The sequence below is a fragment of the Brevibacillus nitrificans genome, assembly GCF_003710965.1.
Taxonomy (GTDB): Bacteria; Bacillota; Bacilli; order Brevibacillales; family Brevibacillaceae; genus Brevibacillus; species Brevibacillus centrosporus.
Map to the genome: position 1 here is coordinate 504,001 of NZ_RHHU01000003.1, position 25,393 is coordinate 529,393.

Genomic DNA, 25,393 nt, shown 5'->3' on the forward strand with positions numbered 1-25,393 from the left:
AAGAGAGACTGATTGCGAAGGAGGAGGCGTATGCAGATTCATGTGGTGGAACAAGGACAAACGCTGTCTGGCATCGCCGAAACATATGGGACGACCGCGTCTGAAATAGCGAGAGCTAACGAGCTTCCCGATCCAGCGAATCTTGTCATCGGACAGGCGATGGTGATTCCCATCGAAGGAAGCTTTTACTGGGTGAGGCAAGGGGATACTCTGTACACGATCGGTCAACGCTTCCAGATCAGTGCGGCAGAATTGGCGCGGGTAAACGGAATATCCCAGTATCGTCCGTTGCAGATTGGTCAAAAGCTGTATATTCCGCCCCGCCCCAGGAGGGCAGCAGACTTTAATGCTTATGCCGAACCGCGAAGGACCGTTTCCGAGGCGTTGGAAAACGATGTCCGCACAGCTGCTCCTCATCTGACCTATTTAGCGCCGTTTAGCTTCCGGATCAAGCGCGATGGCACGCTGGCACGTCCTGCCCTGAACAATTTTCCGGCGATTGCACGCGAAAACCAGGTGGTCATGATGCTGGTCGTGACGAACCTCGAGGGGAGTCAATTCAGCACAGAGCTGGGCGGACTGGTCTTGAACGATATGGAGCTGCAGAACAAATTGCTCGACTCGATCATTTCCACTGCACAGGAGCTGGGCATGGGGGACATCCACTTTGATATGGAGGCTCTGCCGCCAACGGACCGAGAAGCCTACATCCGCTTTTTGCGTCGGGCCAAGCAGCGAGCACAGGCTGCAGGGATGATGATGTCGGTAGCGGTAGCACCAAAAACGAGTGCAGAGCAGCAAGGAAGATGGTACACCGCTCACGATTACGGGGCGATCGGCGCTATTGCCGATTTTGTCGTAATCATGACGTACGAGTGGGGATACAGCGGAGGTCCACCCATGGCGGTCTCCCCGATCGGACCAGTGCGCAGGGTGCTGCAGTACGCCTTGACGGAAATGCCCGCAGAGAAAATCTTGATGGGTCAAAACCTGTACGGGTATGACTGGACCCTGCCATTCGAGCAAGGGACCACTGCAAGAGCACTCAGTCCACAGGCCGCCATCGCTTTAGCAGCCGAGCACAATGTCAACATCCAGTACGACTATCGGGCACAGGCACCCTTTTTCGAATACACAGCCGCTGATGGGAAACGTCATCAGGTCTGGTTTGAAGATGCAAGGTCGATTCAAGCCAAATTCGATCTCGTCAAGCAGCTTGGATTGCGCGGTGTGAGCTACTGGAAGCTTGGGCTGCCGTTTCCGCAAAACTGGCTTTTGATCGAAGGGAACTTCCGAGTACGAAAACGGGCATGAGGAACGGGCGTGCAGTCCTTTTAGGCTGTGCGCCTGTTTTTTTGTGGACAGCTCACCTCAACTGCTGTATACGTTTTCCTATCTGCTAGAATCATGGTATGATGGCAAAAAGTAAGGATGAAGCGTCATGCTTCGAGTAGAAGGAGGGGGAGAAAAATGGGAGAATGCAAGCTGGACCACAGTGTGGAGGATGTACAAAAAAAGCTGGGAGAGCAAGCTCCTTTTTTGCCAGAGAAACGAGCCCAACAGCTGCAGACGTTGCTTGCAACCGAGCTGTCGCAAGAAAGACTGAACGAGCTGTTCCACCTGCTGAAAAAGTATGATTTGGCGACACCGGAAGAGCGGGCTAGACGTGAAGAACAAATGGAGCTGCTGCTGGGCTAGAAGGTGGCGCAAGAAGCTGATTTACTCAAGCTTCTTGCGACCCTGAAAGCCTTCATGCAATCCGTGGTAGTGAGTGATCTCACTTTCTCCCTCGCGCCAGCACAGGAGGACTTCTTCGCCATTGATCATCGCCGGGAAATCAAACAAGCCGATATCGACATCTTTCACTTGAACGCCTTTTTCTAGAAGACGTGTGATACGCATCTTGGCTTCCATTTCCATAAATTCCAGGCGGCATTCAACGGCAAAGAGCTCGCTCTCATCCACGGGCAAAAGCTTTTTCACTTCTTCGCGCTGTTGATAGAGCTTATAGAAAGTGCGTTTGGCTTCCTGCATAAAGGAAAGCTCTGCGCGTACATAGGGCAGCAGTTCATTGGCTTCCTCGGGAGTAAAATACTTTTTGGACAAAAGAAACACCTCCTACTTATCTATTATACTAGCAACCCCGTACGGGAGAAAATGGCGGAAGCAGCGCAAATGTGTTTTTGCTTCTTGCGGTAAGGAGTCAGGGAAAATGAAGGACAGACTGTATTACCAGGATGCCTATGTGAAAACATTTACGGCTGAAGTAACGAAGCGAGGCGTGGAAGAAAACGGCACGCCCTATGTGGTATTGAGTCAGACTGCTTTTTATCCGACTGGTGGTGGACAGCCATCCGATCATGGTCATCTTGGTGAAACGCGTGTCATCGATGTAGAGGAAGTAGACGGAGAAGTCCGTCATCGCTTAGCATCCCCCATCCCGGAAGAAATGGTGCAGCTCGAAGGCAGCATCGACTGGGAACGTCGATTTGACCATATGCAGCAGCATGCCGGTCAGCACATTTTGTCGGCATCTTTCCTGGAGGTAGTGGGAGCGGAGACCGTTGCTTTTCATTTGGGAAAAGAACGAGTCACGATCGATGTAAGACTCGATGAGCTGACCCCAGAGGTATGGGAAGCAGTCGAGCAGCGTGCCAACCAGATTGTTCTGGAAAATCGGCCGATTTCCGCCCGTTTTGTAGACGACGAAGAGCTGGCGACATTGCCGCTGAAAAAGCAGCCGACCGTTACTGAAAACATCCGTGTCGTGATCATTCCCGATTTTGATTACAATCCATGTGGGGGGACACACCCTGCACATACCGGTGAAGTGGGCATGATCAAAATTTTGGGATGGGAGCGTCATCGGGGCAATATTCGGCTGGAATTTATTTGCGGCTGGCGAGCCTTGCGAGATTATACGAGAAAACAGGCCATGGTGCGGGAGGTCTCGAAGCTGCTCATGACCAGTGATGCTGAGCTTATAGCGCAAGCAGAAAGACTGGTCGCCGAGCGTGACACAATGAAGCAAAGCTTGCTGGAAAAAGAGCGTCAACTGCTTGAAGTGGAGGTGCGTCAGTATCTCGCTCAAGCGGATCAGCTGGGAGGCGTACGGCTTTTGGAGATAGCCTTTAGCGACCGCTCGATCCAGCAGCTGCAGCAATTTGCTCATCAAGCTGTAGCACAAGCTCCGGACGTTGTGTGCCTGCTGGCAGCGACAGGTGAAAAGCTGCAGCTTGTCTTTGCCCGTGGCGCAGAGGTTGACGTGGCAGTCAATCAGCTGATCAAGGATACCCTGCCTTTGATCGACGGAAAAGGCGGAGGGAATGCGGCTATGGCACAAGGCGGCGGTCAGCCAAACCGACCGGTGCACGAAGTCCTTGACCATGCAAAGCAGCTGTTGAAGGCAGCTTTGTCCTAAAAGATCACGAAAGAAATAACAGAGGAGGATGATCGCGCCATGATGTGGAATCCGGGTGATATCGTACGCGTCACGCAAAAGACTGGGGAATACATTACGGAAGTTCTCGAGAACCATGATTCCAAGCTGCTCGTAAAGGTACTGGCTGTCACCAAGTTCCCGACCCAGGGTGACTTGCATACATCGTTTGAGGTCGACGTACCTTTGTTTCATCAACGCCCAGCGCTGTCGTACCAGGAAAAGTTCATGTGCCCAAGCAATGCCGTGATGCGGTATAACGGAGCGATTCCTGACTACAAGGAATCGGTGCGGATTGCGATGGAACGAGAGATGGAGAAATTGAAGAAAATGTCCCTGTGGGCGCAGCGCTGTCTGGTGGAGCTGGAAGCGATGCACAAGGAAACCTTTACAAAATAGAAATAGAGTGATACTGTAAGAATCGAAAGCACGACAAATGAATAAGAACACTACCAAGCGGGGGCCGAGCATAGTTGGCTGAGATTGTAACGAACGTGTTACTGACCGTTGAACCTGAACTGGGTCATGCCAGCGGAGGAAGAGGTATAACGAATCGTTATGAACCAAAACCATCCACGGCGGATGGTTTTTTTTGTAAACTATCTGCGTGATGATTAGGGAAACGGCTTCTTCTGTTTTGACTGGATGATTTCCAGCGACGGGAGGAGCCGTTTTTTAACGTAAAGGAATTTATAAGCGTTTCCGTTTATGAATTCCGGAGCGCATGAAAACTTTCCGCTAAAACGCGGTCGCTCCTCCTTGAACACGCCTCGATTGAGGATTTCTTACGGATAGGAGGAATACGATGGTCGTAGTTCTGAATGGGAAAAAGGTGGAGCTGGCTGATGATGTCCAGAATGTACGCGCACTGCTCGCGTCCTATCAGCTGCAGGAGAAGATCGTAGTCGTGGAGCAAAACGGGGAAATCATCGACCGCTCCCGCTATGAGGAAGCACCGATTATGGATGGAGATCGTATTGAAATCGTTCACTTTGTTGGAGGAGGATGATCCTGATGGATACATGGAAAATTGGACCGTACGAGTTTCGCTCCCGCTTGCTCTTGGGAACGGGTAAGTTTGCTGATTTGGAAACACAAGGCAAGGCAGTCGAGGTATCAGAGGCAGAGATTCTCACTTTTGCCATTCGTCGACTGAATTTGGAAAATCCACACGAGCCTAACTTTTTGGAACAGCTCGACCTGAAAAAATTCACGCTGCTGCCGAATACAGCAGGGGCATACACGGCGGAAGAGGCTGTGCGTATCGCTCGCCTGGCGAAAGCATCTGGCTTGTGCGACATGATCAAGGTCGAAGTTATCGGCGATCCCAAAACATTGCTGCCAGATCCAATCGGCACACTGGAGGCATCCAAAATTTTGGTGGAGGAAGGCTTCATCGTCTTGACTTACACCAACGATGACCCGATTCTTGCGCGCCGTTTGCAGGAAGCAGGCGTTCACGCAGTGATGCCGGGAGCTTCTCCGATCGGTTCCGGTCAAGGGATCGTGCATGAAAACAACCTGCGCTTCATTATCGAGGATGCAAAAGTACCAATCATCGTCGACGCGGGCATCGGTGCGCCAGCGGATTGCGCAAAAGCCATGGAGCTTGGCGCGGATGGCGTGCTTTTAAATACCGCAGTAGCGCTGGCAGACAATCCGGTGCTGATGGCAGAAGCGATGAAGCTGGGCGTGGAAGCGGGTCGAAAAGGCTTTTTGGCAGGACGCATCGCGAAAAAACGCTACGCTTCGGCAAGCAGCCCAACAGAAGGGATGATTGAGTAGCGTGAGCGGGGTACGTGCAGCAGTCGAGGCAATCGCCAGTCGACAAGAGGAGTTGTTTGACCTGCTGGGCCACCTGGTTTCGTACCCGACAGTCAGCCCGCCTGCACGAAATAGTGAGCAGGCGCAGAGCTTGATTGTGAAAGAATTGCAGGGGCTGGGCTTTGCAATCGATCGCTGGCCAGTGTTTCCTGGCGATGACAATGTGGTGGGCACGCTCAAAGGTTCTGCGTCCGCGACTGCGAACAGCTTGATCATAAACGGGCATATCGACGTAGCAGAGGTCGGAGATGATGCGGGCTGGACGTATCCGCCGTTTGCTTTGACGAAAGGAAAGGACGGCCGTTGGTATGGACGCGGAGTAGCTGATATGAAAGGTGGTATAGCCGCCAGCCTATTTGCGATCAAAATGCTTCGCGAACACGGCGTAGAGCTGAGGGGCGATCTGCTGTTCCAGTCGGTCATCGGGGAAGAAGCCGGTGAAGCGGGCACGCTGGCTGCCATCGAGAGAGGCTATCAGGCTGACTACGCGGTGGTCGTGGATACAAGCGACCTGCATATGCAAGGGCAGGGCGGTGTCATCACGGGCTGGATTACGATCGAAAGCCCGACGACCTTGCACGACGGGATGCGGGCAAAAACGATCCATGCTGGCGGGAGAGTGAAAGGTGCCTCTGCAATCGAAAAGATGATGAAGGTCATTGCATCGCTTCAGGATCTGGAGCGCCACTGGGCAGTCATGAAAGCGTATCCGGGCTTTCCAGCTGGCAGCAACACGATTAATCCCGCTGTCATCGAAGGCGGTCGCCATGCGGCTTTTATCGCGGATCAATGCGCCCTTTGGATTACGGTTCATTTTTATCCCAATGAATCGTACGAGGAGATCATTCGGGAAGTGGAGGATCACGTCCTGCGAGCAGCGGCAGCAGATGTATGGCTTCGCGACAACCCGCCGACTTTTCGCTGGGGTGGGCGTTCGATGATCGAGGAGCGCGGTGAGATTTTCCCGTCGCTCGAGCTGGATCATGATCATCCTGGATTGGCTGCCTTGCAATCTGCTTATGAACAGCAGGTCAAGCAGGCACCGACCGTCGATATGTCAGTCACCGTGACAGATGCGGGCTGGTTTGCTCACGCGGGTATTCCAGCTGTCCTGTTCGGACCGGGAGAGCTTTCCCATGCCCATGCGGTGGATGAATCGATCGATCCCGAGCAGCTTGTTTTGTTTGCGCAAATCATGGCGCAGTTTATCGCAGATTGGTGCAATACGGATAAGGAAGGAAAGGCGTGAATCTCACATGACAACTTTTACGGATCGTCTTTGGAAAAGCGTAGCCCCGATCTGGGAGAAGACTCATCAGCACCCCTTCGTCACCGGAATGGGAGACGGCATGCTGCCAGTCGAATCATTTAAATATTACATGAAGCAGGACTATGTCTATTTGATCGATTATGCCAAGATGTTTGCGATTGCAAGCACAAAAGCATACGATCTGGAAACCAGTGCGAAGTTTGCTGGTTTGCAGGAAGCGACCTTGAACGGCGAGATGAATTTGCACAGACAGTACGCCGAGCGTTTTGGGATCTCTCGCGCAGAGCTCGAAGCGACAGAGCCATCTTTTGTTATGCTCGCGTACACCAGCTACATGCTGAGAGTCGCCCACCAAGGCTCTCTGGCTGAATTGGTCAGCTCTCTTCTTCCGTGCATGTGGGGCTACTGGGAGATCGGCAAGAAGCTGGCAAAGATAGAGGGGGCGCTCGATCACGAACTGTACGGAGAGTGGGTGCGCACTTACAGCTCTGAAGAGTTTGGGGAGCTGGCAACCTGGCTGATTGGCGTGATGAACGAGCTGGCAGAGGGGAAAAATGAGAAAGAGCTCGCCCGTTTGGAAGAGCATTTCCTGACCACGTCCAAGATGGAATATTTGTTCTGGGATATGGCGTACAGAAAGGAATTTTGGCCGTGCTAGACAAAGTGGCCTTCTCCGGTGTCCGTTTTGCGTACGGAGACCAGCCTATTCTTCAAAATTTTGACCTGCGCGTGGCAAAAGGCGAGTTTATCAGCCTGATCGGCCCAAGCGGGATTGGGAAAAGTACGTTGTTTCAACTGATTGCAGGGCTTTTGCAGCCTGAACAAGGCGCAATCACGCTAAATGGTGCTCGGACAGAAAATCGGCTTGGAATGGTCGGATACATGCCTCAGCGTGACGCTCTGCTCCCATGGCGTACAGTCGTGGAAAATGCGGCGCTTCCTTTGGAAATCAAAGGAGTTGCCAAAAAAGAAGCACAGGACAGGGTTCGGTCGGAGCTTCCCCGGTATGGGCTGCACGAATGGGCAGATGCGTACCCGACAGAGCTTTCGGGGGGAATGCGCCAGCGCGTTTCGTTTTTACGTGCGTTGTTGTCTGACACCGACATCATGCTGCTAGACGAGCCGTTCAGCTCTCTCGACGGAATCACAAGAATGGAGATGCAAGAGTGGCTGATGGAAATGTGGCAGGAGACCGGCAGTACGATGCTGATGATCACCCATGACATCGATGAAGCCATCTTGCTCGCGGATCGCGTCATTGTGTTGAATGGCAAGCCGATTGAAAAGCCTGTGGAGCTCGTGGTAAATGTAGAGCGCCCACGAACGACTGCCCACCGAAATCGTGCGGAATTCCTGGCGTTACGTGAACAAATTTGGGAGCTGCTGCGCCAAAATGCCGGCAAATCCCCAGATGGGAGGGAAGCGTGATGGCCGGGTGGAATCGGGGTGTGTGGTTCGGGATCTCGATTGCGCTTTTCGTAATCGTCTGGGAAGCCGTTTGCCGCTTGCTGCATGTGCCTCCCTTTATTCTTCCGCCGCCAAGTACCGTCGTCTTGTCGTTGTGGGACTTGCGCAAGACCCTGCTGGGGTTGCATCTATGGGTGACTTTGAAGGAAGTTATCCTCGGGCTTAGCGCTTCCATCTTGTTTGGGATTCTGCTAGCCTTTGCGATGAATATGAATCGTGTCATTGAGCGATTGGTCTATCCGTATATTGTTATTTCCCAGACCATTCCGATCATCGCCTTATCACCAGTCTTTATCCTTTGGTTCGGCTACGATTTATCGGGAAAGATCGCGATCACGATTTTGTTTACGTTCTTCCCGATCGTGGTCAATACGTATGACGGCCTGCGTTCGACAGACAAAGAGATGCTGCAGCTGCTCAAAACCATGGGAGCCAATCGCTGGCAGACTTTTACCAAGCTGCAGCTTCCGTCAAGCTTGCCGCACTTTTTCAGTGGATTGAAGGTGGCGGCTACCTACAGTGTCGCAGGGGCGACTATCGGGGAGTGGCTGGGATCCAGTGAAGGGCTCGGCTATTTTGGTCGCCGCGCCTCAGGAAACTTTCAGGCGCCGGCGCTGTTTGCCTCCGTCCTGCTGCTGTCCATTTTGGGCATGCTGCTGTTTTGGCTGGTGGGACGTCTGGAGAAGTATTTTACCCCGCATCAAAGAACAAGTAGAAAAACATCGAAAGAAAAATAGGGGGATTTTACCCATGAAACCGATTCAAAAATGGAGCAAAACGGTTGCAGCCTTGCTGCTGTCGGCAGGTCTGGCAGCTTGCGGAAATCAATCGGGAGCACAACCTACTCCGGCACCTGGTGGAAGCGAAGGAAATGCACCAACGGAATTGACTGTGGCTTTGGACTGGTATCCGAATGCCGTCCATTCCTTCTTGTATGCCGCAGAGGAACAAGGCTATTTCAAAGAGGAAAATCTGAAAGTGAACCTGCAGATGCCTTCAGACAGCAACGACCCGCTGAAAATGGCAGCTGCCGGAAAAGTAGACCTGGCGATCAGCTACCAAACGCAGGTTGTACAAGCCCGCTCCGAGGGAATTCCCGTCGTGTCCGTAGGAGCGCTGGTTCGCCATCCGCTCAACGTCATCATGACAAGACAGGATAGTGGGATCGATACGCCGCAAAAGCTCGCTGGAAAAAACGTGGGCTATCCATCCGTTCCGTTGGATGAATCCGTGGTACGTAATGTAGTGAAGCAAGCGGGCGGAGATGACAGCGGTATTTCCTTTACCGATATTGGCTTTGACATCGTTCCTGCCTTGACAGGGAAAAAGGTCGATGCAGTCGTCGGCGGCTACAAAAACCATGAACAGCTGATCCTCGAGAAGAATGGCATTCCGGTCCATGCTTTTGCCCCTACTGATTTTGGCGTACCCGATTACTACGAGCTGGTGATGACGACCAGTGACGATACCTTCGGGAAAAAACAGCAGGCCATAGAAGCTTTCATGCGTGCTGCCGCGAAAGGTCAGCAATACGTCAAGGACAACAAAGAAAAAGCGCTGGATCTGCTCTTGAGCAAGCAAGCGAACGAGTTCCCACTGGAAAAAGACATCGAGACAAAAAGCTTGGAGATTTTAATTCCATTGATGGACGCAGGAGACAAAACGTTTGGCAGCCAGACCGCAGAATCCTGGCAGACGCTGATCGATTGGATGAAAAAAGAAAACCTGATCACGCAAGACGTGAAGGCGGAAGAGATCATGCGTGAAGTGGTGAAGTAAGGCTCAGCTCGTGGAGCATCATAAAAAACGGCAGTTTGGGAGCGAACGCGATTCCCGAACTGCCGTTTTTTTACATTACCATATTGGATATTCCCCACAAGAGTACGAAACTGATTAAAATCGTCATGTTCGAGACCATCCCGACAAATTTGTAGTCGTATTTGAACTCGACGGAATAGGCGAGGACAGAGACACCCATCGGTAGAACGAAGCCAACGAGCAAGGTGTACTTGAACATATCTTCAAACGGCAGCAGCATGAAGCAGGTGATGCCGACGGCCAGACCTACGATGTAGCGCAGACCCAGAACCTTCCAGAAGTGATGCAGGTAGCGCTTGTCAAAAGAGAAATTCAAATAAATGCCGAGCAACAGCAAAGACAGGGGTATATTCGCTTTGGAAATCGTCCCGGTAATGCCGAGGAACAGATCCGGAAGCGGAATATGAGCCAGATTCAATCCGAAAATAATGAGATAGGTAAGCAAAGGAATGGATTTGGATACTTTGCTCAGCACTTGCTTGAAATTCAGCTTGACCTTTTCCCCGGAATAGTAGCTGCCGATCAAATAGCTGACTCCGAAGACGATCATGGCGTTTCCGACATCGAACATCCCGAAGTAGGCAAGTCCCTCCTGCCCCCAGATGCCTTGAACGAGCGGATAGGCGAACAGCCCTACATTGAAGCCCGGAACCATCATTCCGAGCATCCCTTTCGTATGCCGGTTTTCTTTACGGAAAGCGAAATAAGCCAGGAATGCGGCCATGACTCCGTATAAAAAGCCGATGACTACCAAGAGCATGAGGGACCCATCAAGTGTGACGTTATGAAAAGTAGAAACGATCAGTGAAGGAAGCGTGATATTAAAAATAATGCGCGCCAGACCCTCCCCATCTTTTTCTTTGATGATGCTGCACCGTTTGAGAAAATAGCCGAGAGCGATAATGAGAACGGATGACAAAAATTGACTGTTAAAGCTGTCCATTTACGTAAGTCTCCTAACTATGTTGCATTTCAATCGTTTTAAACAAATATTGACTTTACCACTCTTTCGGTAAGATGAAAAGGAAAAAATTCTGAGTCTGCCGATGCTTTTACTCGAATATGAAGAAGCGAGATGCCTCCAGATTATCAGAGGAAGGTTACAAAAGAACAATAAAAACCCAGCTCACAATAGGAGCCGGGCAGGGAAAAGGGGGTCACTTACGTTCACGGAAGGTGACTGGATAGCTTTTTACACCGAAAACGAAAGGGCTGGGAATAGGGGTCAGCGACGTTTTCTCGAACTCGATATCCGTGAAGCGCGTTAGCAGGATCTCAAGGGCAATCTGTGCTTCCAGTCTTGCGAGAGGTGCTCCGAGGCAGAAATGGATGCCAAATCCGAAGCCCATATGCGCATTCGGTTTTCGATCCGGGTGAAACGTATCGGGATCGTCGAACTTATCCGGGTCGCGATTGGCTGCCCCAACCCACGATACTACTTGCTGCCCTTCCCGGATGAGCTGGCCGCCAATTTCTACATCCTGAGTAGCGACTCGGCCAATCGCAACGATCGGAGGATAGTAGCGAAGCGTTTCTTCCACCATGCTTTTGACCAGTTCAGGCTGCTGTCGTACCTGGTCTTGAATGGCGGGCTGCTCGGTCATGAGACGGGTCGCATTCGTAATCAGATTGGTTGTGGTCTCGTTTCCAGCGACGAGCAGCAGAATACAGAACCGCAAAATATCCTGCTCCTGCAGCTTTTCTCCGTCAATTTCAGCCTCCAACAGAGCGGAAACGAGGTCGTCCTCAGGCTTTTTGCGCCGTTCCTCGAGAATCTTGAGGAAGTATTGGACGAGTTCCGCTTCTGCTTTGTCCCGTTCTGCCATCATGTGTGCAAAAGCCGCGTCGGTGTTGTTCTCGACCCCTTTGACCATCGTATCCGACCATTCCTTGAACAGCATGCGATCCTTTGCAGGAACTCCCAACAGCTCGGCGATGACGATCACAGGCAAAGGAGTGGCCAAGTCGTAGACGATATCCATTTTTCCACGGGAAGTGACTTGATCGAGCAGTTCGTTTGTAATGGAAGTAATGCGGGGGGCGAGGTCGTTGATCGCTTTTGGAGTAAATGCCTTGTTTACCAGATTGCGCATGTGAGTATGCTTGGGCTGATCCATCGTGAGCAGCGTTTCGCCTCTCACTTCCAATCCACGCCGCGATGAAAAGGTTGCCGGATCCTTTAAAATGCGATGGACGTCCTCATACCGAAAAACATCCCAGGATTGTCTGTCTTCGTCATAACGGACAGGCGTTTTTTCCCGCAGCTCTCGATAGATGGGAAACGGAAGCAATTGAGCGGCATCACTTGCAAGCTCTTTCATGAAAATGATATTGCCATAGCGCTTACCTTGTGTCTCCGTATTCAACGTAGAATTCCCCCTTCATGAAAAGATCACATACAAGCTAAGATTTCGCTGGTTGCTAGAAAATATACGAAAATGGCAACGAGCATCTCAGCGCTGCCCTTTCGATGAGAGCGTTTTTATTTTATAATGAAAGAACTGAATGATAGGGGTAAGGAGTCGTTTGCATGAGTGATAACCAGGGAAGCAACAACAAGCTTGTCATGTGGGGCTTCATCGGTACGATCTTGGTATGCGCGCTGTCTATGTTTGTGTTCATTTATGTCATGAGAAGTTAGCCAAAGTCGACATAGTTGTAGAAAAAAGAAACCGCTGAGCCGATGCGGTTTCTTTTTTGTATGCCTCTTTGGCCTGTATCGCTTAGGGAGAGACGCTCTTCACTTTTTTCGCGAATTCTTCGATTGTCAGCTGGTTCAGCTCTGAAAAGCCAGCACCTTCCAGCGCAATGCTCTTTCCCTGAAAGAGGGGATAAACGCCCTGCCACAGTCCCGACGCACTGTATAAATCAGGTGCAGAAACTCGGTGTAAAAACAGGACGTAGTTTCCTTCCGCAAGCGGACCGGGATAGGTGCGATTTAAGGGACTGCTGGCATCAGGCAAAGGCTCTACGCCTGTACTCACCAGCTTTAGCATCCGCGCAGACGAGCCTTTCAAAATTTGTTTGATATGAAGGGTCTGCGCGTAGTTTACGAGTTTTCCTTCACGCAGGGAACGGCCTGTCGATGCAGACAGATTGGAGGTGTCTGCCCAGGCGACGACGATTAGCTCACTGTGGTTGACGAGCTCCTGCCACGTTCTTGAGGTAGCTGGATTGATACGGAGACTCCCAATATCGGTTGCCGCCATAGCAGGAGCTGCCATCGTTCCGAGAAGGAGGAGTACGAGTAAAATGCGATTGAACAAGGTAGATACCTCCGATAGACAGTCATGTTGTTTAGTATGATCAGAGGAAGGGGAGGTATCCAGATTTTAACTTTTAGTATTATGGTAATATTTCGAAAAGAAAAAATGCATGCTATCATTGGGTCAACCCGCTTGAGAGACTCGATCAGAGAGAGACTAACACGAGGAGGATTCTATGAACGCACGGTTGGGCAGACGCACTTGTACGTGGTTACTTTTCATCATGCTAGTTTGGCAGGTGACAGCGGTTCCTGTCTTTGCGCAAGAGGCGGTAGCAGTAAGCGGTCCTCTGGCAGCTCAGGTGGAAAAATCCCTCGCAGATTTGAGCGGGAACGGGGAGAGCCTGGGCGCTTCAGCAGGGATTGCAGTCTATGACTTGACAGAGAAAGCGTACCTTTACACACATAACGAAAAGAAAAACTATACACCCGCATCCAACATGAAGCTGCTCACGACCATTTCTGCTTTGGATCGGTTGGGGCCCTCGTATCAGTGGAAAACGGAGCTCTACATAGACGGGAATGTCACGCCTGGGGGGATTCTGCAAGGAAATCTGATCTTGAAGGGCTACGGGGATCCGAGCCTTGCGCCACAAGATTTGCGCTCGCTCGCCGATGCGGTAAAAGCAATCGGAATCAAGCAAGTACATGGGAACCTGCTCCTGGATGATAGCTACTTTGATGAAACCCGTCTGGGAATCGGATGGATGTGGGACGACGAGCCTTACGGTTACAGCGCGCAGATCAGCGCTCTTGCCGTTCATAAAAACTTCGTCACCGTAACTGCAAAGGCAGGTGCAAAGCCTGGAGATGCGGCCACCCTGTCCATTGAGCCGAAGACCTCTTATCTTACCGTGACCAACAAGACAAAAACGGTGGAGGGTGCGGCAGCGGATATCGCAGTCGAGCGCCCGCGCGGAAAAAACGAAGTGATCGTTACGGGTACGATCGGAACAGCCGCAGAACCGTATCAAGAAGATGTCACGATGGAGGACCCAGCTTTGTATGTCGGGGACATCTGGAAACAGGAGCTGGCCGAAGCCGGAATTCAGCTTCAGCCGCAAGCAGCCATAAAAAAGACAGTAGTCCAAGGGGGAGTGCCCCTTCATACGCATCTTTCCAAACCTTTTCGCGATATCCTCGTGGAGCTGAACAAGGAAAGTGACAACTTTTACGCGGAAATGGTGCTCAAGACTTTGGGGGCCACGCAAAATGGCAAAGGGACTTCGGAAGCAGGGGCAGAGGTTGTTGCGGATGTTTTGAAAAGAGCAGGGATTGAGTCAGGATTCAAGATAGCAGATGGATCTGGCCTCTCGCGTTTCAATCTCATTACAGCAGAGCAAATGGTCAAGCTTCTCGCTTTCGTTCAAGATCAGGATTATCGAGAAGCTCTGGAGGCTTCACTGCCCATTGCTGGCGTGGATGGAACGCTCCGTAATCGCATGAAGGATACGCCTGCTCAGAGCAAGGTGCTTGCCAAAACAGGTTCGATGGGAGGTGTGTACAGCTTGTCGGGCTATGTAACCGCCCGAAATGGTCACAAGCTGGCATTTTCCATGATTTTCAACGGGCTGTACAAGTACGAGTACGCCCAAAAAATGCAGGATGCTGTAGCGGTACAGCTGGCCATGTATCCGGAAAATGTGAATCCGGCTGGCTTTACACCAAAGCCTGCCAAGACGTATAAGCTGTCGGCCAAGATCGATCCGATCCTGAATCAGCCAGCGACAGCGGGATTGACTACGAGCGTGCTTATTCAATCCCTGGACGGTGAGGTCTTGTATGAGCGTGACGCAGATTCCTTGGTGACACCGGCTTCCAACCTGAAGCTGCTGACGACAGGAACGGCTTTGAATCAGCTGGGAGTGGATTACACCTTTCAAACGGAGCTTTATGGCGATTCGGCGATACAAAAAAGCGGCGTTCAAAACGGCAATTTGTATCTGAAAGGCTATGGCGATCCATCCCTGCACACTGAAAACGCGCTGAAGGTACAGGATGGCGTATCGATCGAACAAATCGCCAAATGGCTAAAAGATAAAGGACTCAAGCGAGTGAACGGAAATCTGGTGATGGACGAGAGCTATTTTGATGAGCAGCGTCTCGGTCTAGGCTGGGCATGGGATGACGAAAGCTATTCCTACAATCCGACTCTCGGCGCTCTTGCCTTGAACCGCGGTACGGTCATGATCGAATACAAGCCGGCTGGACAGCCAGGGGAGCTTGTCAGCATGAATTTGCTGCCGAAAACCTCCTATGTACAGGTGATTAATGAATCGCATACCGTCCCGGCCGGGGAGGAAAATACGTTTGCCATTACGCGGGATCGTGGGACCAATACCATTCGTCTGACGGGGAATCTGCCAGCCGATCACCCAGGCGATTATGAGCGGGTCCCAGTAGAAGATCCGGCAAAATACGTGGGAACCGTGCTAAAGGAAGCCCTCCTGAATGAAGGTGTCAGCTTCGCTCCGAACAGCAGCGTAACAATCGGAAAAGTACCGGCAACGGCAGTCAAATGGAATGCATTCGCTTCAAAGCCGTTACAGGAAATCGTTCGGTATTTGAACAAGCAAAGTGATAATTTCTATGCCGAAATGCTCCTGAAGACTCTAGGGGCGGTGAAAAAAGGCGAAGGCAGCGCAGAGAAGGGCGCCCAGGTCGTTCATGAGGACTTGGCAGCCAAAGGTGGAAGCATCTATTTCGACATGTTTGATGGCTCGGGATTGTCCAGATACAGTCTGGTCTCCGCCCGTCACATCGTAGCGGAATTGGAAGGGATGACCCACTCTCCTGCATTTTCTGCCTACGATTCGTCTCTGCCGATTGCGGGTGTGGATGGAACGCTGAAAAACCGTTTAAAGGGAACGCCCGCGGAAAACAACCTGCATGGGAAGACTGGCTCGATGACAGGCGTAAACAGCTTGTCAGGCTATGTCACAACGAAGGGGGGCAAAAAGCTCGTCTTCTCCATCCTCGTGAATGGCTATGCAGAGAGCAGTAAAGTCATGACCGAGCTGCAGGATCAAATTGTGACGATACTCGCTTCCTTGGAATAAAACGCGAGGGAGGGATAAGCTGGACTTTCAGTAAAAGCGAAAGTCCAGCTTTTTCTTTTCCCCGCGTATTCGACTGCTCGTCGTTGGGCCAACGCCGTGTCGGTGCATAGTCGGTCATCATATCTATATCCAGATGGTTTCAGGCTTGAGCGTTTAAACGATGAAAAGGAGGGCAGTCAAACCTTGGATTCTATACGGTACGATTGGAGACGTTTGGAGGAAGTGGCCGCTGAACTGTTTGAGAAGGTCGGGGTATCGGATCAGCATGCACAGACGGTAGCTCAATCACTGGTTCATGCAGACCTGAGGGGAATTGAGTCGCACGGACTTTCCCGGTTGCCTATCTACCTTTCGCGTATCGAAGCTGGCGTCCTTTCGCTGAGAGAAGCTCCGGAGATTGTGATGCAAGACGGAGCTGCGGCATTGGTAGACGGCAAGAACCAGCTGGGGGCAGTGATCGGTCAGACGGCCCTGGAGCTGGCGATGTCCCTCGCAAGGCAAACAGGAATCGGCTTCGTCGGAGTCCGCCATTCCAATCACTTTGGCTCCTGCTCGTTTTACGCGGAGAAAGCGATGGAAAAAGGGATGATTTTGCTTGTGCTTTCAAACGCCCCAGAATCGATGGCACCCACAGGTGGCATTCGCCCCTTCTTCGGGACCAACCCGATCGCTATCGGCATTCCTGCGGGCCAGGAAGCTCCGTTTTTACTCGATATGGCGACCAGCGTGGTAGCACGCGGGAAAATCGCTTTGGCAGCGAAAAAGGGGGAGCAGATCCCAGAGGATTGGGCGATCGATCCAGATGGCAACCCGACCACGGACCCGCAGCGAGCTTTGCTAGGCTCCCTGATGCCGATTGGCGGAGCAAAAGGATATGGACTGGCGATGTTTATTGACATCTTGTGCGGGCTGTTGACGGGAGCCGCGAGCGGACCCGCTGTACAAAGCTTGTATGACAATTGGACACATCCGCAAAATATCGGTCACGTGTTTCTCACCATCGATATCCAGCGCTTTTGGCCGTTGCCCGTATTTCAGAGCAGGATGGACGAGTACATTCGGGAAATCAAAGCCGTTCCCAAACGGGCAGGAATAGAAGAAATCATGATTCCTGGTGAGATCGAGAGACGGAAAATGAACGAACAACGCGAAAAAGGAGTCAGGCTATCCCTCGCCATTGCCGAGGAGCTGGAGCAAATATGCATAAAGTACGGAGTAGATTGGAACAAGGCAAAAATCTGCAGCTAATCAGATTGGAGCGGCTTCGGGTTTCGCGGACAGCCGTTTCTACATAGACTGGTGTCATCGGTTTGGAAAGGAAGGATTGTGGATGCAACGACACATGTGCAAAGGAAAAATCCATCGCGCTACGGTGACACAGGCAGAGCTCGATTATGTGGGCAGTATCACGATCGATGCCCTTCTATTAAAGGCAGCAGACATCAAGCCGTATGAAATCGTCCAGGTGACAAGCCTGCGAAATGCAACTCGCTGGAAAACCTATGCCCTCCCTGCGCCAGAAGGGACGGGCAAGATCTGTTTGAATGGTCCGCCTGCTCATTTGTTTCAACCAGGGGATATCGTGATCATCCTCAGTATGGGCATGTACGAGGAGGACGAAGTGGATCAGCTGGTGCCACGTGTTGTATTTGTCGATGAGAAGAACCGTATCACCAAAATAGAGGAGCATCATCTCATAACGAATGGGGAGACAACGACATAAAAGCGCCAAACGTAGGAAAGTGGAGCAAGCATCAGCACATGGTAGCGCATGCGTTTTTGCGTGATTACTTGCCAGCCACACGTTTGTTCACCCCAGAAACGTTGTGGGAGTACGTAGAAGACTACGAAAAAATCATGCTCAAGCCATCCGGTGGCGGTGGCGGTGCGGGGATCATCCAGCTGACAGACAAAGGAAACCAGCGTTATCTGGTACATGCGGGGAATGCCAAACGGATTGTAGAGGGCCGTGACAAAACCGTCTCCTATGTAAAATCGCTGTTTCGGCCAAAGCCGTATTTGCTCCAGCCGTTGATCCCGCTGGGGAGGATCAATGGCAGGCCGTTTGATGTTCGTGTCATGGTGCAGCGCAGAAGCAGCAAATCGACGTGGCTGGTTACGGGATGGGTAGCAAAGCTGGCAGGACCGGGCTTCGTCGTCACAAACGTGGCAAGGAGCAGGGGGAAGGTTTTGCCGCTTCAAACGGCCATTCGTTTATCCAATGTGGACGCACCTGATGATTTGCTGGCAGAAATCAAGAAAGTAGCATTGGCAGCGGCAGACGCACTGGGAAAGGCATACCCGACGCTGCGCGGAATCGGGTTGGATCTGGGCGTCGATATTGAGGGGAAGCCTTGGATTATCGAGGCCAATTTTCGTCCGTCGCTTTCCTTGTTTCGCAAGCTGAAGGACCAGACGTTTTACCGCCGAATTATTGCCATGCAAAAATAGGAGAGTGACTCAACCACTTGTCGTACAGTTTCGTACGGAAACAGGTGGTTTTTATTTTACGTCTTTCCTTTTTCTGTATTTCCTGTTATGATAGACAAAAGAGAACGTTTGTTCTTGTTTTTGGAGGTGCTTGCATGTACTGCAATTTAGGAAATGTCTCCGTGTCCTATGAAACGTATGGAGAAGGCTTCCCAATCGTGATGATTCACGGGTTTACGCCTGATCATCGCTTGATGACCGGCTGTCTGGAGCCTGTTTTCGAAAATCAGCCGGGTTGGCTCCGCATTTACTTGGATTTGCCGGGGATGGGACAAACCAAGGGCGAGGATTGGATCCAAGGCTCTGATCAGATGCTGGAGGTGGTGGAGCGTTTTATTGACAACGTGCTCCCAGAGGGGAAATACGTACTGGCAGGTGAATCCTACGGGGGGTATTTGATCAGGGCGTTAGCGGCAAAACAACCAGAACGAGTGGCAGGCATGCTGTTCATCTGTCCGCTCATCGAAGCAAATCCAGACCTGCGCATCCTGCCTGAACGACGAGTAATCGCAGAGGATCAAGAATTTTTGTCTACATTGACTGCTGATCAAATGAGTCGCTTTGCACCGCTGGCTGTCGTACAGGATCGATACAACTTTGAGCGGTTTGAAAAAGAGATTTTGCCCGGGTTACATGCTGCCGATCCGGTGTTTCTGCAAAAGATACGGGAACGCTATGCGTTTTCCGAGCCGCATGAAAAAGAAGCGCAGCCCTTTGACAAGCCAGTTTTGTTCTTGACGGGCAGGCAGGATCATGTAACGGGCTACCAAAATGTATGGTCCATACTGGAGCAGTATCCACGTGCCAGCTTTGCCGTGCTCGATCGGGCGGGACATAATCTGCAAATCGAACAGAGCGGTTTGTTTACGGCCCTGGTGAAAGAATGGTTGCATCGTGTTGCCGAAAGTGAAAACTTGCAATGATTTTGCAATTGCGAATATGCCCGAATGACTGGAATCTCGTGTAGAAAATTGATAGAATGCCTCTCATTATGATGGGAGGATGTATGATCATCGATGATAACACTATCGAGACGAGAAGTGATTTGGATTAGTTTTATGCTATTTTCCATGTTTTTTGGTGCAGGTAATCTTATTTTTCCGCCATTTCTCGGTCAGTCTGCTGGAGAGAGCGTGTGGGTGTCACTCATTGGTTTCATTTTATCGGCGGTTGGTCTTCCCATATTAGGTGTAGTCGCCATCGCAAAAGCAGGAACATTTTACGATTTGGCGAGTAGGGTGCACCCATTGTTCGCTTTGGTGTTTCCCTTCCTGATTTACGTTTCGATCGGGCCGGGGCTTGCGATCCCGCGTGCGGGTAGCTTGGCATTTGAAATGGGAATGGCACCATTTTTGCCGCAGGAGATGGCCATCTCACCGTATAGCCTGCTGGTCTACACCGTTGTATTTTTCGGTGTCGTCTTTTGGTTGAGCCTGTCTCCCTCCAAGCTTGTTGATCGCTTTGGGAAGCTGTTGACTCCTGCATTGCTTACCTTGATCGTCTTGATTTTTCTGATGAGCTTGGTAACGCCGATGGGAGCACCTACAGCTCCTGTGGAGAAGTATGCAGCTCACCCCGTCATCCAAGGCTTCCTGGACGGGTATTTGACGATGGACGCCTTGGCTGCCCTCGTGTTTGGCATTGTGATTGCCAACACGCTTCGCAGCAAAGGGGTAAACGATTCGCGCGCGATATCAGCGAATATGATCAAGGCAGGTCTTGGCGCGGGATTGTTGCTGACGGTCATCTATGTCATGCTGGGGATTCTCGGTTCCCAGAGTGCGTTCCTAGGTCGTGCTGAAAATGGGGCGCAAATCTTGACAAGCCTGATGAATCATCTGTTCGGGGAAAGTGGAACGGTGATTTTGGGGATCGTATTCACGATCGCCTGCTTATGTGTGTCGATCGGACTTGTTACCTCTTGCAGTCAATACTTTCAAGGTCTTTTTAGCGGACTCTCCTACCGCGTCTGGGTAACGATTCTGTGCCTGTTGAGCATGGCGATTGCCAACCTGGGCCTGACGCAAATCTTGAGCGTTTCTGTTCCGATCTTGGGAGCGATTTATCCAGTTGCGATCGTGCTCATCGTCCTGGCTTTGTTCGGGAGATGGATACCCGCTTCGTCAAAAGTTTATCCGACGACAGTCGGTTTGGTTGCATGCTTTGGGATCGTAGATATGGTAAATGGAACATTCCTGAATCATCAATGGGATTTCTGGTTGACATTCCTGCCGCTGTACAAAGAGGGTGCAGGATGGATCATGCCTGCTTTGTTGGCAGCATGTGTGGGGATGCTTTTGGATTTTGGGAAAAAAGCAGCCTCTGTCTACAAGCGTGGACCTGTATCCTAAAGTCCAATCTGAAGGAGTGATCATGGACAGCCTTTCACGGATGGAGGGCTGTTTTTTTGTGCATGCACCTCGACGTTGCCAGGTAGTGCGGCATTTCGCCATAATAAGGAGAGCGAGTGGGAAAGGGACGATGTCGATGAAGGCTATACCTGTTTCCGAGGCAGAAAGAATCCATCAGCTGGATGTGATTCGAGGTTTTGCCTTGTTCGGGATCTTTTTCGTAAATATGCCGACGTTTTTGCAGCCAGCTTTATTTCTCCCGGAGGACGGGTTGCCTGCTGATCATTCCATGCTGGATGTATGGATACGCCTTTTTTTCAATATGTTTGTCCAGACGAAGTTTTACACGATTTTTTCCTTTCTTTTCGGAGCAGGCTTTTATTTGTTTATGAGTCGAGCAGAGGCAAAGGGTCACAGGGTGAGTGTGCTGTACATGCGAAGGCTAAGTGGATTGTTTCTCCTTGGGGTGGTTCATTTTTTGTTTTTGTGGTACGGCGATATTTTGCATACATACGCTCTGGCAGGATTGTTTTTACTGCTCTACTATCGAAAACGGGACAAGCAGGTGCAAGGGTGGGCATGGTTCTGGCTGATTAGCTTGCAATTGCTCTATGCGATGACACTCCTGCTTCCCAGTGAGCCAGACGTGCACAGAGCGATAGCGGATCAGCGGCTGGCCAAGGAAGCGATTCACGTATATACGAGCGGGAACTGGGGAGAGTGGATGCAATTTCGGCTCTTGAATGAGTTTCCTCTTGTGTTCGCCAACGAATGGTTTGCGATTTGGTCGGTTCTGCCGCTCTTTTTGTTCGGATTCTCTTTTGCCAGACTTGGACTGTTTCAGCAAACGCGGCAGTTTCTTCCTGCCATCAAACGGTTGTGGTGGCTCCTGCTGATGATCAGCTGCATTCTGGTCGTCATGATTCCGTTGCTACAATTTGAAGTTGTCCGCCCTCCAGCATCAGCCTTTGTATCCGTACAGGTATTTGTGGGGTGGAGTGGGCTTAGCTTGTGCGCGTTTTATATCTGTTCCTTGTTGCTGCTCTATGAAAACGAAAGGGCACGGAAGCTGCTGCTGCCGCTCGCGCCAGTGGGCAGGATGGCACTTACGAATTACTTGCTGCAAACAATCGTATCTGTAGGGGCGGCGAGATGGCTTCAACTATACGGAGAAGCGAGTATGGCATTGGGTCTGTTGCTGTGTCTGATCGTGTTTCCTTTGCAAGTGGCGGCCAGCAAATGGTGGCTAAACAGGTTTCGATATGGGCCGGCAGAATGGTTGTGGCGCTGCTTTACTTACGCCTCTCTCATGCCCATCAGGAAAAAAAGAGAGCTTCCAATAAAGAACAGCTAAGTAATTGAGAGCGAACGCCTGCTTGTTTAGGGGCGTTTTTGTTTTGCTTCTAAACAGAGAAAGTGGATAAAAGTGGGAGAGTCAGGGCAAAATTTCCTTATCTTGGACAGGGAAGGGAGGGGGGCCCGGTGAATGGGAATCCGCGTAAATGGTGGAAAGCAAACAAAGGCAGGATGCAGCAGAAGCATGTGCCTTCGCACACCCCTCTGGAAAAAAACATATCGCAGAATGAAGAGATCCTGCGAACTCTTTATACGAACTGTTCTGATGTCGTCTTCCGTTCCTTTTTGATATTCGGTACAACGCCAGCATTGCTCATTTATATCGATGGCTTGGCGAACATTGAGGAAATGGATGCGCGTGTATTGGCGCCCCTGATGCAGGGTCGAGGCAATAATGAATGGCGCACGGAAGACTTCTTGCAAAAAGTCATCCCGATCTCCAAGTGGCAAGAGATTCGTTCTCTGGAAGAGTGTGTGGAATCAATAGCATGCGGATATCCTGTTCTGCTCATCGATCAGCAGGAGAAGGCGATTTCGATTGGGTTAGCCAAATGGGAGAAACGAAACGTCGAAGAACCGGTAGCAGAAGGCGTCGTACGTGGACCGAGGGAGGGCTTCACAGAGTCCATCACGGTCAATACCTCTCTGCTGCGACGATTAATAAAGACACCGGCACTGAAGATGGAGCGGAGAGAAATTGGGGGGTATACCAAGACCTGTATCATCGTTGCCTATATCGAAGGATTAGTCGAACCGTCTTTGGTAACGGAGGTCAATTCTAGATTGGGCCGCATTGAAATTGATGGCATTTTGGAAAGCGGCTATATCGAAGAGCTGATAGAGGATCAACCATCTTCCCCTTTTCCACAAATACTGAGTACAGAGCGGCCAGATGTCGTATGCGGAAACCTGCTGGAAGGGCGCATCGCCATTCTCGTGGATGGTACTCCTTTCGTGTTAATTGCACCGACTACTCTTTTTTCCTTGCTACAATCCAGTGAGGATTACTACCAGCGATCTCTTGCCAGCACGGCGATCCGGTGGCTGCGCTATTTCTTTACAGCCATGTCCTTTGTTCTTCCTTCCCTTTATGTCGCACTGATTACGTATCATCACGAAATGGTACCGACTTCGCTGTTAATCAGTATGGCCTCTTCACGCGAAGCCGTTCCTTTCCCCGCTCTTGTCGAGGCGATGATCATGGAGGTTACATTTGAGGCACTTCGCGAGGCGGGTGTTCGACTCCCGAAACAAGTGGGTGCAGCTGTCAGCATTGTCGGGGCACTGGTAATTGGACAGGCTGCCGTGCAAGCGGGACTCGTTTCGGCACCGATGGTCATTGTCGTGGCCATTACGGGGATTGCCTCTTTTATGATCCCGCACTACGTCGCAGGTATCTCGATTCGTTTACTGCGTTTTCCCATGATGCTTCTGGCAGGGACGCTGGGATTGCTAGGTATTATGTTAGGAGTGATTATGGCGGTGGTTCATTTATGTTCCTTGCGTTCCCTAGGCGTTCCCTATCTGAGTCCTGTTGGCCCCCTGCGAGTGCAGGAGCTGAAGGATACGCTGGTTAGAGCCCCCTGGTGGATGATGGATACGCGCCCGAAGGTATTGGGAGAGGTTAATCCCCAGAGGCAGGCACCTGGTATGAAACCAGGTCCATCGAATGGCGGCGATGCCACATGAGATGGGGAGTCGTCCTCAGTATGACCGTATTGGCAGTCGTATTGATCGGATACGAGTGGCCACGGCTGAAAAAGCAGCCGCGAAAGGACAAGCTGGTCTTTCTCAGCCTGATTCTGATCGCGTGGACACTATCGCTTTTTGATTTGCCTAATATACCTGGCCCGACAACGATGGTACAGACTCTCTTTAGGCCGTTTGCGATTTTATTAGAGTGATGGGATGGAGGGGAGGTGGGCACATGCTGGAGAAGGGTAAAATCTCAGCGTCTCAGATGGGAATGATGCTGTTTCTGGCAGTCGTTGCATCAGGGGTGATGTGGATTCCGGGGATCACAGGGAAGTATGCACAAAATGACCTTTGGCTCTCCCCGATCTGGGCAGCCCTAATAGGAGCCGCAACAGTCTGGATTGCCCATCGACTGCATCGTATGTATCCGGAAAAAACGTCAGTTCAGTACAGTGAGGAGATCGTGGGGAAGGTAGCAGGAAAAGCGATCGGTTTTCTGTTCGTCTTTTTTTACCTGCATTTGTCCGGTTTTGTCGTCCGCAGCTATGCAGAGTTTATCGTCCAAAACTTTCTTCACAAGACTCCCATCAGTGTCGTGATTATTACAATGATTTTTGTGTGTATATGGGCCGTCAGAGCTGGCATCGAAGTCATTGGGCGAACGGCTCAGCTGTTTTTTCCAGTTTTCATGATTCCGGTCTTATTTGTTCCGCTTCTCATCAAAAACATGAAGCTGGATTATCTGTTCCCCATACTCGAGCACGGCCTGGTTCCCACGCTTAAAGGGGCGCTGGTACCCGGGGGGTGGTTTAGCGAGATGTTTCTCCTCTCGTTTTTGCTGCCCTATGTGCGCAATCAGGAGAAAGGCAAATCGAGCGCGTTGTATGCGGTAATCGGTGTGATGCTGCTGCTTACGATGATCAACTTTTTCATTCTATTTGTGCTCGGCAAACAGATAGGCGATTTCCTTTTTCCCGTCATGGTTGCCTTTCGTTACATAAGTGTGGCGGAATTCTTTGAGAACATGGAGTCTCTCGTCATGGCGATTTGGATTTTGGGGATGTTCGTGAAAATTTCTATTTTCTACTATGTGACGGTACTGGGGGCGAGCCAGTGGTTTCGGATGAGCGACTATCGATCCCTCGTCCTTCCCATCGGATTTTTGATCGGCCTGTTCAGCTTCTGGTCTTTTCCCAATTTCAATACGGGGCTTTATTTTGACATCTATGCTTTTCCGTTTTACGGTCCGTTAATCCAGACTGTCCTGCCGCTGTTTCTATTGATCATCGCCGCTTTGCGGAAAAAAGGGCAAAGTCAAAATCAAAATCTCACGGCTGCAAAGCACAAATAGGAACGGAC

At 51.0% G+C, this 25,393-nt stretch carries 25 protein-coding genes and 1 riboswitch; of the genes, 21 read left to right on the forward strand and 4 right to left on the reverse strand.

Going from position 1 to position 25,393, the window contains the following annotated elements; genetic code table 11:
• The first annotated feature begins 30 nt into the window (after positions 1 to 30).
• Positions 31 to 1,314: a glycoside hydrolase family 18 protein gene (locus EDM59_RS04375; RefSeq protein WP_122922477.1), complete on the forward strand. Its 1,284-nt coding sequence runs from the start codon at positions 31 to 33 to the stop codon at positions 1,312 to 1,314.
• 156 nt (positions 1,315 to 1,470) lie between these two features.
• Positions 1,471 to 1,698 (forward strand): 50S ribosomal protein L7ae, encoded by a 228-nt coding sequence (locus tag EDM59_RS04380; RefSeq protein ID WP_122922478.1) that lies wholly within the window; start codon positions 1,471 to 1,473, stop codon positions 1,696 to 1,698.
• A 21-nt stretch (positions 1,699 to 1,719) separates the two neighbouring features.
• Here the strand turns inward: EDM59_RS04380 and EDM59_RS04385 are convergent, their stop codons facing one another.
• Positions 1,720 to 2,106, reverse strand: coding sequence for a DUF2203 domain-containing protein (locus tag EDM59_RS04385; RefSeq protein WP_122922479.1), 387 nt, complete (start codon positions 2,104 to 2,106; stop codon positions 1,720 to 1,722).
• A 106-nt stretch (positions 2,107 to 2,212) separates the two neighbouring features.
• Here EDM59_RS04385 and EDM59_RS04390 point away from each other — a divergent pair, with 106 nt between their 5' ends.
• The 9 genes from EDM59_RS04390 (at position 2,213) to EDM59_RS04430 (ending at position 9,779) form a co-directional block, all read left to right on the forward strand.
• Positions 2,213 to 3,421, forward strand: a complete 1,209-nt coding sequence (locus EDM59_RS04390) for an alanyl-tRNA editing protein (RefSeq protein WP_122922480.1) — start codon at positions 2,213 to 2,215, stop codon at positions 3,419 to 3,421.
• A gap of 39 nt (positions 3,422 to 3,460) precedes the next feature.
• The gene (kapB, locus tag EDM59_RS04395) at positions 3,461 to 3,838 is read left to right on the forward strand and encodes a kinase-associated lipoprotein KapB (RefSeq protein ID WP_122922481.1); all 378 of its coding nucleotides are present in this window, start codon (positions 3,461 to 3,463) and stop codon (positions 3,836 to 3,838) included.
• A 47-nt stretch (positions 3,839 to 3,885) separates the two neighbouring features.
• Positions 3,886 to 3,996: riboswitch (TPP riboswitch) on the forward strand.
• A gap of 248 nt (positions 3,997 to 4,244) precedes the next feature.
• On the forward strand, positions 4,245 to 4,448 hold the full coding sequence (gene thiS, locus EDM59_RS04400; protein ID WP_122922482.1) for a sulfur carrier protein ThiS: 204 nt from the start codon (positions 4,245 to 4,247) through the stop codon (positions 4,446 to 4,448).
• 5 nt (positions 4,449 to 4,453) lie between these two features.
• Complete coding sequence (locus tag EDM59_RS04405) at positions 4,454 to 5,224, forward strand: thiazole synthase (protein WP_122922483.1); 771 nt, start codon at positions 4,454 to 4,456, stop codon at positions 5,222 to 5,224.
• Positions 5,217 to 6,512: an acetylornithine deacetylase gene (locus tag EDM59_RS04410; protein ID WP_122922484.1), complete on the forward strand. Its 1,296-nt coding sequence runs from the start codon at positions 5,217 to 5,219 to the stop codon at positions 6,510 to 6,512. The genes EDM59_RS04405 and EDM59_RS04410 overlap by 8 nt, the downstream gene beginning before the upstream one ends.
• A 7-nt stretch (positions 6,513 to 6,519) precedes the next feature.
• Positions 6,520 to 7,191, forward strand: a complete 672-nt coding sequence (tenA, locus tag EDM59_RS04415; RefSeq protein WP_122922485.1) for a thiaminase II — start codon at positions 6,520 to 6,522, stop codon at positions 7,189 to 7,191.
• Positions 7,185 to 7,961, forward strand: coding sequence for an ABC transporter ATP-binding protein (locus tag EDM59_RS04420; protein ID WP_122922486.1), 777 nt, complete (start codon positions 7,185 to 7,187; stop codon positions 7,959 to 7,961). Before tenA ends, EDM59_RS04420 begins: the two co-directional genes overlap by 7 nt.
• Complete coding sequence (locus EDM59_RS04425) at positions 7,961 to 8,737, forward strand: ABC transporter permease (protein ID WP_122922487.1); 777 nt, start codon at positions 7,961 to 7,963, stop codon at positions 8,735 to 8,737. The genes EDM59_RS04420 and EDM59_RS04425 overlap by 1 nt, the downstream gene beginning before the upstream one ends.
• Positions 8,738 to 8,750: 13 nt before the next feature.
• Complete coding sequence (locus EDM59_RS04430; protein ID WP_122922488.1) at positions 8,751 to 9,779, forward strand: ABC transporter substrate-binding protein; 1,029 nt, start codon at positions 8,751 to 8,753, stop codon at positions 9,777 to 9,779.
• Between the two features lie 70 nt (positions 9,780 to 9,849).
• Here the strand turns inward: EDM59_RS04430 and EDM59_RS04435 are convergent, their stop codons facing one another.
• The 3 genes from EDM59_RS04435 to EDM59_RS04445 all read right to left on the reverse strand — a co-directional run bounded on the left by EDM59_RS04435 (position 9,850) and on the right by EDM59_RS04445 (position 13,084).
• Complete coding sequence (locus tag EDM59_RS04435; RefSeq protein ID WP_122922489.1) at positions 9,850 to 10,761, reverse strand: AEC family transporter; 912 nt, start codon at positions 10,759 to 10,761, stop codon at positions 9,850 to 9,852.
• 214 nt (positions 10,762 to 10,975) lie between these two features.
• Positions 10,976 to 12,139, reverse strand: coding sequence for a cytochrome P450 (locus tag EDM59_RS04440; protein WP_183192857.1), 1,164 nt, complete (start codon positions 12,137 to 12,139; stop codon positions 10,976 to 10,978).
• 402 nt (positions 12,140 to 12,541) lie between these two features.
• Positions 12,542 to 13,084: a hypothetical protein gene (locus EDM59_RS04445; RefSeq protein WP_122922491.1), complete on the reverse strand. Its 543-nt coding sequence runs from the start codon at positions 13,082 to 13,084 to the stop codon at positions 12,542 to 12,544.
• A gap of 175 nt (positions 13,085 to 13,259) precedes the next feature.
• Between EDM59_RS04445 and dacB the strand changes: the two genes are divergently transcribed.
• From dacB to EDM59_RS04495, 10 genes are all read left to right on the forward strand, one after another.
• Positions 13,260 to 16,142: a D-alanyl-D-alanine carboxypeptidase/D-alanyl-D-alanine endopeptidase gene (gene dacB / locus EDM59_RS04450; RefSeq protein ID WP_122922492.1), complete on the forward strand. Its 2,883-nt coding sequence runs from the start codon at positions 13,260 to 13,262 to the stop codon at positions 16,140 to 16,142.
• Between the two features lie 183 nt (positions 16,143 to 16,325).
• On the forward strand, positions 16,326 to 17,390 hold the full coding sequence (locus EDM59_RS04455) for an Ldh family oxidoreductase (RefSeq protein ID WP_122922493.1): 1,065 nt from the start codon (positions 16,326 to 16,328) through the stop codon (positions 17,388 to 17,390).
• Between the two features lie 82 nt (positions 17,391 to 17,472).
• The gene (panD, locus tag EDM59_RS04460) at positions 17,473 to 17,865 is read left to right on the forward strand and encodes an aspartate 1-decarboxylase (protein ID WP_122922494.1); all 393 of its coding nucleotides are present in this window, start codon (positions 17,473 to 17,475) and stop codon (positions 17,863 to 17,865) included.
• Positions 17,862 to 18,593: a YheC/YheD family protein gene (locus EDM59_RS04465; RefSeq protein WP_281274554.1), complete on the forward strand. Its 732-nt coding sequence runs from the start codon at positions 17,862 to 17,864 to the stop codon at positions 18,591 to 18,593. The genes panD and EDM59_RS04465 overlap by 4 nt, the downstream gene beginning before the upstream one ends.
• A 134-nt stretch (positions 18,594 to 18,727) precedes the next feature.
• Positions 18,728 to 19,555 (forward strand): alpha/beta fold hydrolase, encoded by an 828-nt coding sequence (locus tag EDM59_RS04470; RefSeq protein ID WP_122922496.1) that lies wholly within the window; start codon positions 18,728 to 18,730, stop codon positions 19,553 to 19,555.
• 93 nt (positions 19,556 to 19,648) lie between these two features.
• Complete coding sequence (gene brnQ, locus EDM59_RS04475; protein WP_122922497.1) at positions 19,649 to 20,983, forward strand: branched-chain amino acid transport system II carrier protein; 1,335 nt, start codon at positions 19,649 to 19,651, stop codon at positions 20,981 to 20,983.
• Positions 20,984 to 21,119: 136 nt separating this feature from the next.
• The gene (locus tag EDM59_RS04480) at positions 21,120 to 22,337 is read left to right on the forward strand and encodes a DUF418 domain-containing protein (RefSeq protein WP_122923371.1); all 1,218 of its coding nucleotides are present in this window, start codon (positions 21,120 to 21,122) and stop codon (positions 22,335 to 22,337) included.
• 173 nt (positions 22,338 to 22,510) lie between these two features.
• The gene (locus EDM59_RS04485; RefSeq protein ID WP_183192858.1) at positions 22,511 to 24,028 is read left to right on the forward strand and encodes a spore germination protein; all 1,518 of its coding nucleotides are present in this window, start codon (positions 22,511 to 22,513) and stop codon (positions 24,026 to 24,028) included.
• Positions 24,025 to 24,243, forward strand: coding sequence for a hypothetical protein (locus EDM59_RS04490; protein WP_122922499.1), 219 nt, complete (start codon positions 24,025 to 24,027; stop codon positions 24,241 to 24,243). The genes EDM59_RS04485 and EDM59_RS04490 overlap by 4 nt, the downstream gene beginning before the upstream one ends.
• Before the next feature lie 23 nt (positions 24,244 to 24,266).
• On the forward strand, positions 24,267 to 25,385 hold the full coding sequence (locus tag EDM59_RS04495) for a GerAB/ArcD/ProY family transporter (protein WP_246010888.1): 1,119 nt from the start codon (positions 24,267 to 24,269) through the stop codon (positions 25,383 to 25,385).
• Positions 25,386 to 25,393 lie beyond the last annotated feature (8 nt).